12 protein-coding genes and 3 tRNA genes are annotated in these 12541 nt (G+C 69.5%); 8 read left to right on the forward strand and 7 right to left on the reverse strand.

Annotated features, from left to right (window positions below; all coding sequences use genetic code 11):
• Positions 1–26: 26 nt before the first annotated feature.
• The 7 genes from purM to purS form a co-directional block, all read right to left on the reverse strand.
• Positions 27–1094, reverse strand: coding sequence for a phosphoribosylformylglycinamidine cyclo-ligase (gene purM, locus P2Q00_RS44190; RefSeq protein WP_275780440.1), 1068 nt, complete (start codon positions 1092–1094; stop codon positions 27–29).
• 59 nt (positions 1095–1153) lie between these two features.
• Positions 1154–2683: an amidophosphoribosyltransferase gene (purF, locus tag P2Q00_RS44195; RefSeq protein WP_275780441.1), complete on the reverse strand. Its 1530-nt coding sequence runs from the start codon at positions 2681–2683 to the stop codon at positions 1154–1156.
• Positions 2684–2744: 61 nt separating this feature from the next.
• Positions 2745–3554: an META domain-containing protein gene (locus P2Q00_RS44200; protein WP_275780442.1), complete on the reverse strand. Its 810-nt coding sequence runs from the start codon at positions 3552–3554 to the stop codon at positions 2745–2747.
• A 52-nt stretch (positions 3555–3606) separates the two neighbouring features.
• The gene (locus tag P2Q00_RS44205) at positions 3607–4404 is read right to left on the reverse strand and encodes a maleylpyruvate isomerase family mycothiol-dependent enzyme (protein WP_275780443.1); all 798 of its coding nucleotides are present in this window, start codon (positions 4402–4404) and stop codon (positions 3607–3609) included.
• Positions 4405–4476: 72 nt separating this feature from the next.
• Positions 4477–6735 carry a phosphoribosylformylglycinamidine synthase subunit PurL gene (gene purL / locus P2Q00_RS44210; protein WP_275780444.1) on the reverse strand — a complete coding sequence of 753 codons (2259 nt, stop codon included), beginning with the start codon at positions 6733–6735 and terminating at the stop codon, positions 4477–4479.
• Positions 6732–7412, reverse strand: a complete 681-nt coding sequence (purQ, locus tag P2Q00_RS44215; protein WP_275780446.1) for a phosphoribosylformylglycinamidine synthase subunit PurQ — start codon at positions 7410–7412, stop codon at positions 6732–6734. Before purQ ends, purL begins: the two co-directional genes overlap by 4 nt.
• Complete coding sequence (gene purS / locus P2Q00_RS44220) at positions 7409–7672, reverse strand: phosphoribosylformylglycinamidine synthase subunit PurS (protein WP_015659417.1); 264 nt, start codon at positions 7670–7672, stop codon at positions 7409–7411. Before purS ends, purQ begins: the two co-directional genes overlap by 4 nt.
• 385 nt (positions 7673–8057) lie before the next feature.
• On the opposite strand from purS, the gene P2Q00_RS44225 reads away from it, so the two are divergent.
• The 8 genes from P2Q00_RS44225 to P2Q00_RS44260 all read left to right on the forward strand — a co-directional run bounded on the left by P2Q00_RS44225 (position 8058) and on the right by P2Q00_RS44260 (position 12529).
• The gene (locus tag P2Q00_RS44225; RefSeq protein WP_266682268.1) at positions 8058–8375 is read left to right on the forward strand and encodes a histone-like nucleoid-structuring protein Lsr2; all 318 of its coding nucleotides are present in this window, start codon (positions 8058–8060) and stop codon (positions 8373–8375) included.
• 124 nt (positions 8376–8499) lie between these two features.
• Positions 8500–8571 (forward strand) — tRNA-Gly (locus P2Q00_RS44230).
• Positions 8572–8652: 81 nt separating this feature from the next.
• Positions 8653–8725 (forward strand) — tRNA-Gly (locus P2Q00_RS44235).
• A gap of 130 nt (positions 8726–8855) precedes the next feature.
• Positions 8856–9791, forward strand: coding sequence for an ABC transporter ATP-binding protein (locus tag P2Q00_RS44240; protein ID WP_275780448.1), 936 nt, complete (start codon positions 8856–8858; stop codon positions 9789–9791).
• Entirely contained in the window at positions 9788–10567 is a 780-nt protein-coding gene (locus P2Q00_RS44245) for an ABC transporter permease (protein ID WP_275780449.1), read from the forward strand. Before P2Q00_RS44240 ends, P2Q00_RS44245 begins: the two co-directional genes overlap by 4 nt.
• On the forward strand, positions 10549–11820 hold the full coding sequence (locus P2Q00_RS44250) for a sensor histidine kinase (protein ID WP_275780532.1): 1272 nt from the start codon (positions 10549–10551) through the stop codon (positions 11818–11820). The genes P2Q00_RS44245 and P2Q00_RS44250 overlap by 19 nt, the downstream gene beginning before the upstream one ends.
• On the forward strand, positions 11817–12431 hold the full coding sequence (locus P2Q00_RS44255) for a response regulator transcription factor (RefSeq protein ID WP_275780450.1): 615 nt from the start codon (positions 11817–11819) through the stop codon (positions 12429–12431). Before P2Q00_RS44250 ends, P2Q00_RS44255 begins: the two co-directional genes overlap by 4 nt.
• Positions 12432–12453: 22 nt before the next feature.
• A tRNA-Gly gene (locus P2Q00_RS44260) sits at positions 12454–12529 on the forward strand.
• Positions 12530–12541: the final 12 nt, after the last annotated feature.

The following is a 12541-nucleotide window of genomic DNA, read 5'->3' on the forward strand; positions in this document are numbered from 1 at the left end:
CGGGTTTTGTGCTGCCGTCGCGCTCGTCAGGCGCTGTAGTCGCCGACGAGGGCCGCGCCCGTCGCGTGGTCCCCACGGTCGGTGATCTCTCCGGCCACCCATGCCTCGACCCCGCGGTCGGCCAGCGTCGCCAGGGCCACGTCCGTCGACTCCTCGGGGACGATGGCGATCATGCCGACGCCCATGTTGAGGGTCTTCTCCAGCTCCAGGCGCTCGACCTGGCCCGTCCTGCCGACGAGGTCGAAGATCGGGGCCGGGGTCCAGGTGGAGCGGTCCACGATCGCGTGCAGGTCGTCGGGGATGACACGGGCGAGGTTCGCGGCGAGGCCGCCACCCGTGACGTGGCTGAACGCGTGCACTTCGGTGGTGCGGGTGAGGGCCAGGCAGTCCAGCGAGTAGATCTTGGTCGGTTCGAGGAGTTCCTCGCCGAGGGTGCGGCCGAGCTCCTCGATCCGCGCGTCGAGGGACAGGCCCGCCTGGTTCAGCAGGACGTGCCGGACCAGCGAGTACCCGTTCGAGTGAAGCCCGGAGGCCGCCATGGCGATCACCGTGTCACCCGTACGGATGCGATCCGGGCCCAGCAGCCGGTCGGCCTCCACCGCGCCCGTACCGGCGCCGGCGACGTCGAAGTCGTCCGGGCCGAGCAGTCCCGGGTGTTCGGCCGTCTCGCCGCCCACCAGGGCGCAGCCGGCCAGTACGCATCCCTCCGCGATGCCCTTGACGATCGCGGCGACCCGCTCGGGGTGGACCTTGCCGACGCAGATGTAGTCGGTCATGAACAGCGGCTCGGCGCCGCAGACCACGATGTCGTCCATGACCATGGCGACCAGGTCGTGGCCGATGGTGTCGTAGACGCCGAGTTGGCGCGCGATGTCGACCTTGGTGCCCACGCCGTCGGTGGCGGAGGCGAGGAGGGGACGCTCGAAGCGCTTGAGGGCGGAGGCGTCGAAGAGACCGGCGAACCCGCCGAGGCCGCCGAGGACCTCGGGGCGCTGTGTCTTCTTCACCCACTCCTTCATCAGCTCTACGGCGCGGTCGCCCGCTTCGATGTCGACGCCCGCGGCTGCGTAGCTGGCACCAGTTGTCTCAGACATGACGGTGAGAACTTTCGTGTCGTACTGCAGACGTATTCAAAAAAAGCACAGCACGGGCTTTACGGGCGACGGATCGCGTCGGCCGCGGCCGTGGCCGCGGGACCCGCGGCCAGCTCGGTCTCCAGGAGCTGCTTGCCGAGCAGCTCGGGGTCCGGGAGCTCCATCGGGTACTCGCCGTCGAAGCAGGCGCGGCACAGGTTCGGCTTGGCGATCGTGGTCGCCTCGATCATGCCGTCGATGGAGATGTACGCCAGGGAGTCGGCGCCCAGCGAGGTGCCGATCTCGTCGATGGTCATGCCGTTGGCGATGAGCTCGGCGCGGGTGGCGAAGTCGATGCCGAAGAAGCAGGGCCACTTCACGGGCGGGGACGAGATCCGGATGTGGACCTCGGCGGCGCCCGCCTCGCGGAGCATGCGGACCAGGGCGCGCTGGGTGTTGCCGCGCACGATCGAGTCGTCGACGACGACCAGGCGCTTGCCCTTGATGACTTCCTTCAGCGGGTTCAGCTTCAGACGGATGCCGAGCTGGCGGATCGTCTGCGAGGGCTGGATGAAGGTCCGGCCGACGTACGCGTTCTTCACGAGACCCGCGCCGAAGGGGATGCCGGAGGCCTCCGCGTAGCCGATGGCGGCCGGGGTGCCGGACTCCGGGGTCGCTATGACCAGGTCGGCCTCGACCGGGGCTTCCTTGGCGAGCTTGCGGCCCATCTCCACGCGGGAGAGGTACACGTTCCGGCCGGCGATGTCGGTGTCGGGGCGGGCCAGGTACACGTACTCGAAGACACAGCCCTTGGGCTTCGCATCCGCGAATCGAGAGGTGCGGAGGCCGTTCTCGTCGATGGCCACGAACTCGCCCGGCTCGATCTCGCGGACGTAGCTCGCACCGCAGATGTCAAGGGCGGCGGACTCGGAGGCGATGACCCAGCCACGCTCGAGGCGGCCGAGGACCAGCGGGCGGATGCCCTGCGGGTCGCGGGCGGCGTACAGGGTGTGCTCGTCCATGAAGACGAGCGAGAAGGCGCCCTTGACCTGCGGAAGGACCGCGTGGGCGGCCTCCTCGATGGTCAGCGGCTTACCGTCCTTGTCGACCTGGGCCGCGAGCAGCGCGGTGAGCAGGTCGGTGTCATTGGTGGCCGCCACGCGCGGCGTACGGCCGCCCTCCTGCTTGGGCAGGTCGGCGACCATCTCGGCGAGCTGCGCCGTGTTGACCAGGTTGCCGTTGTGGCCGAGCGCGATGGAGCCGTGCGCGGTGGCGCGGAACGTCGGCTGGGCGTTCTCCCACACGGAGGCGCCGGTGGTCGAGTAGCGGGCGTGACCGACCGCGATATGACCCTGGAGCGAACCGAGCGAGGTCTCGTCGAAGACCTGGGAGACGAGGCCCATGTCCTTGAAGACGAGGATCTGGGAGCCGTTGCTGACCGCGATACCCGCGGATTCCTGGCCCCGATGCTGGAGGGCGTAGAGCCCGAAGTAAGTGAGCTTGGCGACCTCTTCACCGGGAGCCCAGACTCCGAAGACGCCGCAAGCGTCCTGGGGGCCTTTCTCGCCGGGGAGCAGATCATGACTGAGTCGACCGTCACCACGTGGCACGGCACCGAGTGTAGGCGAGATCGACCACTGGTCCGAATTGGGGATACCTGCCGCTAATGGATCACTGCTCGGCGACCGCCTTGGCGCTTTCTCCGTTTTCGCTGGTCAGCGTGAGGGTTTGATGATCCAACCGATAGGTCGCAGTGCCGTCGAAGAGGCGCAGGAGGCTCCTCTCCGTATGCATGAGTGAGGTGTCGCACATCATTCGCGTGGTGGACGGGGCGCCCAGGGTGATATGTCCGTCGCGCACCGTGGCTTTCGCATTGACGTGGTTGCAGCCGAGGCGGCCGGTGACGGTGCCGGATTTCTGGTCGAAGACTAGGTACGTGGACGCCCTCTGCTGCCGCGGCAGGCTGGTCGCCGTGGAGTCGGTGGCACCGAGTGCCGTGATCGTCCACTTCGTCCCGTACAGAGGGGCGTCCTTCTCCTTGGTCGCTTCATCGGTCGCTTTGGTCAGCCGGATGCGGTCGCCGTCGTGGGCGGTGAGCGTCAGGCTGTCGCCCTTGGCCTCGACCGTGAGCGAGTGGTCGGTGAGGGTGCGGGAGAGGGCCCGCTCGAAGGTCATGCGGCGCGGCTCGCAGGCCATCAGGGTCTGGTGGGCGTTCGTCAGCTCGACGCGGTGGTCCTCGAAGGCCGCCTTCGCGCCGAACTCGTTGCAGCCGTAGTTGCCCACGGCGGTTCCGTCCTCGCGGATCAGTATCTCGGCGTCGGCGGGAGCGCGCCGGGTGGCGCCGTCCACGGTGACGCTGTCCACCTTCCAGTGGACGCCGGACACTGCCGTTGCCACCGAGGCGCTGCCCGTGTCACTGCCGCACGCCATGACGAGCGGAAGCACGGTCAGGACGGCGAGGGTGAGTCGCTGTTTGTCCATGCCGATGGGACGGGAGGGACGGGAGACCGGTTCCCCGGTTGGGCCATACGAGCTACCCCATGAGCGGCAGCAGCGCGCTCAGATCCGCCCGTTCCCCACTGGCGCTGACCTGGGCCTCCTGAAGCGCGTCCGCCCAGGTCACCCGCCCGGTCGCGAGCCGGATCCAGGTCAGCGGACCGGTCTCGACGACGTTCGGCGGGGTGCCCCGGGTGTGCCGGGGGCCCTCGATGCACTGCACCACGGCGTACGGCGGGATCCGCACCTCGGTCGCGCCGCCGGGCGCCTTTGCGGCCAGGGCGTCGGCGAGGAGCCGGGTGCAGGCGGCCAGGGCCTGGCGGTCGTAGGGAATGTCGAGGCCGGGGACGGCGGCGTTCAGGTCGTCGGTGTGGACGACGAGTTCGACGGTGCGGGTGACGACGTAGTCGGCGAGGGTCATGGCACCGGTGCGGGCGGCCAGGATGCGGGTGTCGGGGGCGGTGGCGAGGGCCTCGGTGAGGCGCTCGCCGGTGCGGGTGTAGAGGGCGTCGAGGTCGGGGTTGGCCTCGGCGAGGCTCCGGGTGCCGTCGGCGATGTCGGCGGCCCGGGACGCGGTGGCGAACGGCCACTCCAGGAGGGTGAGTTCCGCCTTGCCCGGCTCGTCGCGCTCCAGGTTGCGGCTGACGGTCTCCACGGCCATGGTCAGGTGCGCGGCGAGGTCGCGGACGGTCCACTCGCCGAGCCGGGTGGGCCCGGCCAGCTGCTCGGGGGTCAGGGTGCATACGGCCTCCCGTACGTTCCCGAACTGGGCCAGTACGGCCTTGCGGATCTTGGCGGGGTCGTATGTACGGGCGCGTTGTTTGGCCGGAGACATACAGGTGAGCCTATTGCGTGCGAAGGCCCCGCCGGTCGTGGACCGGCGGGGCCTTCGGCGTCGTACGACCGCTTACTTGAGCAGCGCCGGGATGGTCTCCTCGTGCGCCGTGCGCAGCTCCTCCAGGGACAGCTCGAACTCGCCCTGCAGCTCCACGCTTTCCCCGTCCACGACACCGATGCGCGTGACGGGCAGGCCCCGCGCGCCGCACATGTCGTTGAAGCGGACCTCCTCGGAGCGCGGTACGGCGACGACCGCGCGCCCCGCCGACTCCGAGAACAGGAAGGTGAACGCGTCGAGCCCGTCCGGTACGACCAGACGCGCGCCCTTGCCGCCGAGCAGCGCCGACTCCACGACCGCCTGGATCAGACCGCCGTCGGACAGGTCGTGCGCCGAGTCGATCATGCCGTCGCGGGAGGCGGAGATCAGGATCTCGCCGAGCAGGCGCTCGCGCTCCAGGTCGACCTTGGGCGGCAGACCGCCGAGGTGGTCGTGCACGACCTGCGACCAGGCCGAACCGCCGAACTCCTCGCGGGTGTCGCCGAGGAGGTAGAGCAGCTGGCCCTCCTCCTGGAAGGCGACCGGCGTGCGGCGCGCGACGTCGTCGATGACGCCCAGGACCGCCACGACCGGCGTCGGGTGGATGGCTGCCTCGCCCGTCTGGTTGTAGAGCGAGACGTTGCCGCCGGTCACCGGGGTGCCGAGCTGCTGGCAGGCGTCGGCGAGTCCGCGGATGGCCTCCGCGAACTGCCACATCACGGCCGGGTCCTCGGGCGAACCGAAGTTCAGGCAGTCGGAGACCGCGAGGGGCTTGGCACCGGTGGTGGCGACGTTGCGGTACGCCTCCGAGAGCGCCAGCTGCGCGCCCGCGTACGGGTCGAGCTTGGCGTAACGGCCGTTGCCGTCCGTCGCGATGGCGACGCCGAGGCCGGACTCCTCGTCGATGCGGATCATGCCCGAGTCCTCGGGCTGGGCCAGCACCGTGTTGCCCTGCACGAAGTGGTCGTACTGCGACGTGATCCACTTCTTGGAGGCCTGGTTGGGAGACGCCACCAGCTTCAGGACCTGGTCCCTCAGCTCCGCCGAACTCGCCGGCCGCGCAAGCTTGCCCGCGTCGTCCGCCTGGAGCTCGTCCTGCCAGGACGGACGGGCGTAGGGCCGCTCGTAGACCGGACCGTCGTGCGCGACCGTCCGCGGGTCGACGTCGACGATCTTGCCGCCGTGCCAGTAGATCTCCAGCCGGTCGCCGTCGGTGACCTCACCGATCACCGTGGCGATGACATCCCACTTGTCGCAGATCTCCAGGAACCGGTCGACCTTCTCCGGCTCGACGACCGCGCACATGCGTTCCTGCGACTCGCTCATGAGGATTTCCTCGGGCGAGAGCGTCGAGTCGCGCAGCGGTACGTCGTCCAGGGTCACGCGCATGCCGCCGGAGCCGTTCGAGGCGAGCTCGGAGGTGGCACACGACAGCCCGGCCGCGCCCAGGTCCTGGATGCCGACGACCAGCTTCTCCTTGAAGGCCTCCAGGGTGCACTCGATGAGGAGCTTCTCCTGGAAGGGGTCGCCGACCTGGACGGCGGGGCGCTTCGACGGCTTGGCGTCGTCGAAGGTCTCACTCGCCAGGATCGACGCGCCGCCGATGCCGTCACCGCCCGTACGAGCCCCGTACAGGATGACCTTGTTGCCCGCGCCGGACGCCTTCGCGAGGTGGATGTCCTCGTGCCGCATCACGCCGATGGCACCGGCGTTGACCAGCGGGTTTCCCTGGTAGCAGGCGTCGAAGACGACCTCGCCGCCGATGTTGGGCAGGCCCAGGCAGTTGCCGTAGCCGCCGATGCCGGCGACGACGCCCGGGAGGACGCGCTTGGTGTCGGGGTGGTCGGCCGCGCCGAACCGCAGCGGGTCGACGACCGCGACCGGCCGGGCACCCATCGCGATGATGTCGCGGACGATGCCGCCGACACCGGTCGCGGCGCCCTGGTAGGGCTCCACGTACGACGGGTGGTTGTGCGACTCGACCTTGAAGGTCACGGCGTAGCCCTGGCCGACGTCGACGACACCGGCGTTCTCGCCGATGCCCACGAGCAGCGCATCGGACTGGGGGGCCTTCTCGCCGAACTGGCGCAGGTGCACCTTCGACGACTTGTAGGAGCAGTGCTCGGACCACATGACGGAGTACATGGCGAGCTCGGCACCGGTGGGCCGACGGCCGAGGATCTCCACGACGCGCTCGTACTCGTCCTTCTTCAGACCGAGTTCGGCCCAGGGCAGCTCGACGTCGGGGGTCGCGGCCGCGTGCTCGACCGTGTCCAGAGGCGTCCGGCTCATGCGTTGACCAGCTTCTTGAGGATCGAGGTGAAGAAGGGGAGACCGTCGGTGCGGCCGGACCCGATCAGGGGCTCGACGGCGTGCTCCGGGTGCGGCATGAGGCCTACGACGTTCCCGGCCTCGTTGGTGATACCGGCGATGTCGTTGAGCGAGCCGTTCGGGTTGAAGTCCACGTACCGGAATGCGACCCGTCCCTCGGCCTCCAGCTTGTCCAGCGTGTACTGGTCGGCGACGTAACGGCCGTCCATGTTCTTCAGCGGGATGTGGATCTCCTGGCCCTCGCTGTAGTCGCTGGTCCAGGAGGTGGTGGCGTTCTCCACCCGCAGCTTCTGATCGCGGCAGATGAAGTGCAGATGGTCGTTGCCGAGCATCCCGCCCGGGAGAAGGTGGGCCTCGGTGAGGACCTGGAAGCCGTTGCAGATACCGAGGACCGGAAGCCCTGCCTTGGCCTGCTCGATGACTGTCTCCATCACCGGCGAGAAGCGGGAGATGGCGCCCGCCCGCAGATAGTCGCCGTAGGAGAAACCGCCGGGGAGGACGACCGCGTCCACCTGGTGGAGGTCCTTGTCCTTGTGCCAGAGGGCGACCGGCTCGGCGCCCGCGAGGCGGATCGCACGCTGTGTGTCCCGGTCGTCGAGGCTGCCGGGGAAAGTGACGACGCCAATACGAGCGGTCACTTCGCGGCCTCCGCGACTTCCTCCACCTTGACGGTGAAGTCCTCGATCACGGTGTTGGCGAGGAAGGATTCCGCAAGATCGTGGATGCGGGCGAGCGCGGCCTCGTCGACCGGCCCGTCAACTTCCAGTTCGAATCGCTTTCCCTGACGTACGTCGGAGATGCCTTCGAAACCCAGACGCGGCAGTGCGCGCTGCACCGCCTGGCCCTGGGGGTCGAGGATCTCCGGCTTGAGCATGACGTCGACTACGACGCGTGCCACTGGCACTCCCGGTGGTGTGGTGCTGAGCAGGTTCCTGCAGGTGTCTCCAACAGGTGGCTTCAGACTACCTGCACAAAATTTCTACGCGGGTAGAGTTGTAGGAAACTACGTGACGGCCGTCACGATCCGGTATCGGACGGGCGCCGTCACCAAAAGTTCAGGGAAAGATCCCGGATCGATGCCCCATAGGTATTGCGCGGGAGACACGCGGGGAGATTTAGTCGGGCTTCACATTGCAATGCCGGGCACTGTACAAATGAATTGTCATTAGCAGATACTTTGCCCATTAACTGGCGGACAGTCGACATCTCCGCGACGCGTGGCACGTCATCCATGTCATCCACGTCTTCGTCGATAGAGGTGTCGCACGAAGGGACCGATATTCGTGGCGCAGAAGGTCGTGGTCACTCTCTTTGACGACATCGACGGCTCGGAAGCGGCGGAAACGATCGCCTTCGGACTCGACGGCAAGTCGTACGAGATCGACCTGAATCAAGCCAATGCCAAGAAACTGCGTAAGGCGCTCGAGCCGTACGTGGAGGCCGGCCGCAAGCGGTCGAAGTCGGGCAGGACGTACCGGCAGACGGAGGTCGCCCCCGACCCGGCGGCCGTCCGGGCCTGGGCACAGGCCAACAAGATGGACGTCCCGGCCCGCGGCCGCATCCCCAAGAAGGTCTACGAGGCCTTCAGCGCGGCGCAGTAGCCGTCGGCCGACGACCGGTCACCCGCCCCTCGGGAGAACCGACTTGCGCTGCACCCCTCCTGGTCAGCTAGAGTCTGGAGCACGCCGAGGGGCGAGGCCGAAAGGCCCGGCTCACGGAGTACATGCGGGTGTAGTTCAGTAGCAGAACATCCCCCTTCCAGGGGGAAGGCGCAGTGTGCAATTCCTGTCACCCGCTCTGCACCGCCGGTCCGAACCACTCTTGTGGATCAGGTAGGCTGGTGCTCGCGCCGATCGGTGGGAGCCGGTCGGAGGCAATGCGGACGTAGCTCAGTTGGTAGAGCGCAACCTTGCCAAGGTTGAGGTCGCGAGTTCGAGCCTCGTCGTCCGCTCTTGAATCAAGCCCCTCGGCTTCTGCCGGGGGGCTTTTTCACGTCCTGGCTGTGGGTCTCTGACATTTGTCATGCCGGGTGATGACAGCACGCACTGCTGCCGGCCTCCCTTCGACGGGACGCTGAAGTCATGGACAACGAACACGAACACGTGATTGAGGTCACTGACCTGCGGCGTGTGTACGGGGGCGGGTTCGAGGCGGTGCGCGGAATCAGCTTCTCCGTGGGCCGCGGCGAGATCTTCGCGCTGCTCGGCACCAACGGCGCGGGCAAGACGTCGACGGTGGAACTGCTGGAGGGGCTGACCCGGCCGGCCGCGGGACGGGTGCGGGTGCTCGGGCACGATCCGTACGAGGAGCGGGCCGCCGTACGGCCGCGGGTCGGGGTGATGCTGCAGGAGGGCGGGTTTCCGTCCGAGCTGACCGTCGCGGAGACCGCGCGGATGTGGGCGGGGTGCGTGAGCGGGGCGCGGCCGGAGGCCGAGGCACTGGCGCTGGTCGGGCTCCAGAAGCGGGCCGACGTACGGGTGAAGCAGTTGTCCGGGGGTGAACGGCGGCGGCTGGACCTGGCGCTCGCGCTGCTCGGCGAGCCCGAGGTGCTGTTCCTGGACGAGCCGACGACCGGGCTCGACGCCGAAGGGCGGCGAGACACCTGGGAGTTGGTGCGGGCGCTGCGCGAGGGCGGCACCACCGTGCTGCTCACCACGCACTACCTGGAGGAGGCGGAGAGCCTCGCCGACCGGATCGCGATCCTGCACGAGGGGCGCGTCGCGGCCACCGGGACGCCGTCCGAGGTGACCGCCGCGCAGCCCTCGCGGATCTCCTTCCGGCTGCCCGACGGCTACTTCCTCGGGGACCTGCCGCCGCTCGGTGAACTGGGGGTGTGCGGGCACGAGGTGGACGGGCGTGTCGTACGGCTGCGGACGCGGGAGCTGCAGCGGGCGGCCACCGGGCTGCTGGTGTGGGCCGAGCGGGCTCGGGTGGAGCTGCGGGGGCTCGATGTGCGGTCGGCCTCGCTGGAGGAGGCGTTCCTCGGGATCGCGCGGGAGCAGGAGGTGGCGGCATGAGCACGGTCGCCTTCGCGCCGGTCGGGCGGCGGTTGCGGGCACTGGCCCGGGCCGAGCTGACCCTCCTCGGGCGCAACCGGGGCACGGTGGTCACGGCGCTGCTGGTGCCGCTCTCGGTGCCGTTCAGCGTGCGGCCCGCGGTCGAGCAGATGGATCTGAAGGGGGCGGGGCTGAGCGTCGGCTCGGTGATGCTGACGGCCGCGATCGGCTTCTCGTTCCTGTTCTCCGTGTACACGGCCCTGGTGAGCGCCTTCGTCGCACGCCGCGAGGAGCTGGTTCTCAAACGGCTGCGTACGGGGGAGCTCGGTGACGTCGAGATCCTCACGGGTACGGCGCTGGCCTCCGTGTGCGTCGGCCTCGCCCAGTCGGTCGTGCTCGCCGCCGGCTTCGTGCTGTTTCTCGACGCGGGGGCGCCCCGGGCGCCGTATCTGACCGTGCTGGGTGTGCTGTCGGGGCTGGTGCTGTGTGCCGCGCTCGCCGCGCTCACCGCCTCCGTCACCCGGACCGTGGAGAGCGCCCAGGTCACGGCGCTGCCGCTGGTGTTCGTGTCGATGATGGGTTCGGGCATCGCGATCCCCGCCGGAGTCCTGCCCGACCGGCTCGCCTCCGTCTGCGAATTCCTCCCGCTCTCCCCCGCCGTGCGGCTGGTCAGCGGCGGGTGGAGCGGGCAATTGAGCGCGTACGAGGTGCTGGGCGCGGTGGCGACTTCACTGGCCTGGATCGTGCTTGCGGTGTTTGCTGTACGGCGGTGGTTCCGCTGGGAGCCGAGGCGCTGAGGGGCGGGGGAGCGGTGTTCGGGCTGATACGGGGGTGGCAGCGGCGTCACTGGCGGGAGCGGAGCAAGGCCGAGCGGGTCGAGCTGCAGACTGTGGTCACCTGGTACGTCACCACGTGGTTCTTCTCCCTGGTCTGGCTGGCGTTGCCGCTGGTGGGCGGCGGCCTTGACCGACGGCCGGCGCCGGTGGTCGTCGGGGGGCTGCTGCTGCTCGTGGGCGCCCTGCAGTGCGCGGAGGCGAACCGGCATACCCGGTCCGTGCTCGACCACTATCTGGGCCGCGCCGAACTCCCGCCCGGCGCCCTGCGCCCCGCAGCCGTGCTCCTGGCCCTCGCTCTGGCCCTGCCCCTGGCACTCGCCGTGCTGGGCGGGGCCGACGCGATCACGATCCGGTTCGCCATCGGTGCCGCGCTGCTGCCCTTCGGGCTGCTGTACGGGCTCGTCACCCCCGTGCAGGTGTTCCTGCGCCGGTCCGCCGTACTCGCCGTGGTGCTCATGGCCGCGTTCGGCTGGGCCCAGCCCGACCCTGCCGGGATTCTCATGGTCGGGACCCTGACCACCTTCGGAACGCTCGTCTCGCTGCTCGCCGGCCGCTGCGGCGCCTGGACCCTGTCCGTGCTCTGGGAGGCGGAACGGGCCCGTGAGACCGAGGCCCGGCTCGCCGTCGCCGAGGAGCGGCTGCGGTTCGGGCGGGATCTGCATGACGTCATGGGGCGGAACCTCGCCGTCATCGCGCTGAAGAGCGAGCTCGCCGTACAGCTGGCGCGGCGCGGGCGGCCCGAGGCCGTGGAGCAGATGATCGAGGTGCAGCGGATCGCGCAGGAGTCGCAGCGGGAGGTGCGGGAAGTCGTACGGGGATATCGAGAAGCCGACCTCGGGGTCGAACTCGCCGGTGCGCAGGGCGTGTTGAGCGCGGCCGGGATCGACTGCGAGGTGAGCGGGGAGGCCGACGGGCTGGCTCCCGAAGTGCAGTCGGTGCTCGGCTGGGTCGTGCGCGAGGCGACGACGAACGTGCTGCGGCACGGGGATGCCGGGCGGTGCGGGGTGGTGCTGACGGTGGACGAGGGGCGTGTGGTGCTGACGGTGGAGAACGACGGGGCCCCGGATCCCGTGAGTGTCGGCGGATCCGGACTGGCCGGGCTGCGGGAGCGATTGTCGGTGGTGGGCGGCACGCTGGAGGCGGGGCCGGTCGGCGGGGATGTGTTCCGGGTGGTGGCCGAAGTGCCGCTGAGCGTGAGCGAGGTCACGGCATGACCGCCGTCGTACGACTGCTGCTCGCCGATGACGAGCACCTCATCCGGGGCGCGCTCGCCGCGCTGCTCGCTCTGGAGGACGATCTCGTCGTCGTGGCCGAGGCCGCGTCCGGCCCCGAGGCGCTGGCCATGGCGCGGGCGCACGAGCCGGATGTGGCCGTGCTCGATCTTCAGATGCCGGGTGCCGACGGTGTGAAGGTCGCCACATCCCTGCGGGCCGAACTGCCCGGCTGCCAGGTGCTGATCGTCACCAGTCATGGGCGGCCCGGGCATCTGAAGCGGGCGCTTGCGGCGGGGGTGCGCGGGTTCGTTCCGAAGACGGTGAGTGCCCGGCGGCTCGCGGAGATCATCCGGACCGTCCATGCCGGACAGCGGTATGTGGACCCGGAATTGGCCGCCGACGCGATCGCCTCCGGGGACTCGCCGCTGACCGCGCGGGAGGCCGAGGTACTGGAACTCGCCGCCGACGGGGCGCCCGTCGCGGAGATCGCCGACCGGGCCGCGCTCTCGCAGGGGACCGTACGGAACTACCTGTCGTCGGCCGTCTCCAAGCTCGGGGCGGAGAACCGGCATGCGGCGGTGCGGCTCGCGCGGGAGCGGGGTTGGGTATAGTTGGCTCCGCGCCACGGCGCATGCGGACGTAGCTCAGTTGGTAGAGCGCAACCTTGCCAAGGTTGAGGTCGCGAGTTCGAGCCTCGTCGTCCGCTCCAGATCAAGCCCCC

Source organism: Streptomyces coacervatus (assembly GCF_029223485.1).
Taxonomy (GTDB): Bacteria; Actinomycetota; Actinomycetes; order Streptomycetales; family Streptomycetaceae; genus Streptomyces; species Streptomyces coacervatus.

Coding starts and splice junctions, on each gene's coding strand:
- P2Q00_RS44255 (WP_275780450.1), top strand. CDS start 11,817: ATGACCGCCGTCGTACGACTGCTGCTCGCCGATGACGAGCACCTCATC.
- P2Q00_RS44245 (WP_275780449.1), top strand. CDS start 9,788: ATGAGCACGGTCGCCTTCGCGCCGGTCGGGCGGCGGTTGCGGGCACTG.
- P2Q00_RS44240 (WP_275780448.1), top strand. CDS start 8,856: ATGGACAACGAACACGAACACGTGATTGAGGTCACTGACCTGCGGCGT.
- purM (WP_275780440.1), bottom strand. CDS start 1,094: ATGTCTGAGACAACTGGTGCCAGCTACGCAGCCGCGGGCGTCGACATC.
- purL (WP_275780444.1), bottom strand. CDS start 6,735: ATGAGCCGGACGCCTCTGGACACGGTCGAGCACGCGGCCGCGACCCCC.
- P2Q00_RS44205 (WP_275780443.1), bottom strand. CDS start 4,404: ATGTCTCCGGCCAAACAACGCGCCCGTACATACGACCCCGCCAAGATC.
- P2Q00_RS44200 (WP_275780442.1), bottom strand. CDS start 3,554: ATGGACAAACAGCGACTCACCCTCGCCGTCCTGACCGTGCTTCCGCTC.